The following is a 1,148-nucleotide window of genomic DNA, read 5'->3' as shown; positions in this document are numbered from 1 at the left end:
GGTTATTACCGGTACGGCGAGGCTTTTTACAACCATGGATTTAATGGACAGGCGTGGGGGTGGAAAGTTCGATTGGTATAATTGACCTTTAATAATTCACCCGTTGCCCGTTGTCCGTTGCCCGTTCACTATGAGGCGGAGTTGAGGGGGGAACTGGACAAAAGGCCTGAAGTGTCAGGCCTGCTTAAGAGGGGGAGATACTGGAAGCATTAATCCTGCTGATGACCACGCCACATCCTGTAATTATTTATCAGCAGGGATTTGCCCAGCAGTTGTGCGGCAACAGGGGCGGTCATCAGGAGGAATGTGATAATACCGATGGCCCTGGAAATAACCGACGTGTCGTGAAAGTGCAGGGTGACAGCCACCATAATCAGGCCAACCCCAATGGTGCCCGCCTTGGTGGATGAATGCATGCGGATATAGGCATCCGGCATCCGCAAAATACCCAGCGCAGAGAAAAAGCTGAACAGTACTCCGGTGATTAAACAGCTGGCGACGACCCAATCCATCATGATTTTTCCCCTGAAGATGAGTCTGAGTCCGACTGACTCAGCGGCACGCGCATAATAAAGCGGGCAAAGGCAATGGTGCTGAGAAACGCCACCAGCGCCAGAGTAATGGCAATATCCATAAACGCGGTGGCGTTACTGTAAATGGTAAACACACCAATAAAGCCGATGGTGATAAAGGCAATCAGGTCCAGGGCGATCACCCGGTCGGCCAGAGAGGGGCCTTTACATAGCCTGATAAATGCCAGGGCCAGGCTGGCTAACAAACCAACAAAAGCAAAATGAGTGGCAAAAGCCATAATGTCAGTCACGGGTCACCTCCAGAATACGGCGTTCCAGTGATGTTTTGATATCATCGATCACCGATTGTTCGTTCTTGCTGAACATGGCATGAATGATCAGATACCGTCGATCTTCACTGACATCCAGCGTCAGCGACCCCGGCGTTAGCGACACCATGTTGGCCAGTAACATAATCTCCATGTCAGACTCAACCGCCAGCGGCACTTTGATAATGGCCGGATGGCTCAGGTGGGTGGGGGTGATGACATCCCATACCACTTGCAGACTGCTGGTCAGCAGTTTGTACAGGAACACTGCCAGCAGTTTCAGGGCTGCCAGGAATTTGCGCCCATA

The 1,148-nt window shown here is 51.6% G+C and carries 3 protein-coding genes; all 3 read right to left on the bottom strand.

What is annotated here, in order from left to right; translation table 11 throughout:
* Positions 1 to 209: 209 nt before the first annotated feature.
* A complete protein-coding gene (gene mnhG, locus KDK13_RS05305) occupies positions 210 to 515 on the bottom strand; it encodes a monovalent cation/H(+) antiporter subunit G (protein ID WP_257283905.1) in 306 nt (101 codons plus the stop codon).
* Positions 512 to 823: a cation:proton antiporter gene (locus KDK13_RS05300; protein ID WP_373692212.1), complete on the bottom strand. Its 312-nt coding sequence runs from the start codon at positions 821 to 823 to the stop codon at positions 512 to 514. Before KDK13_RS05300 ends, mnhG begins: the two co-directional genes overlap by 4 nt.
* A partial coding sequence (locus KDK13_RS05295) for a Na+/H+ antiporter subunit E (RefSeq protein WP_257283904.1) occupies positions 816 to 1,148 on the bottom strand: 333 nt, incomplete at its 5' end. The genes KDK13_RS05300 and KDK13_RS05295, both read right to left, overlap by 8 nt.

The organism is Endozoicomonas sp. SESOKO1 (assembly GCF_024606265.1).
GTDB lineage: Bacteria > Pseudomonadota > Gammaproteobacteria > Pseudomonadales > Endozoicomonadaceae > Endozoicomonas.
The sequence above is the reverse complement of the archived record's forward strand: the minus strand, read 5'-3'. Positions and strand labels throughout refer to the sequence as shown.

Coding starts and splice junctions, on each gene's coding strand:
- mnhG (WP_257283905.1), bottom strand. CDS start 515: ATGATGGATTGGGTCGTCGCCAGCTGTTTAATCACCGGAGTACTGTTC.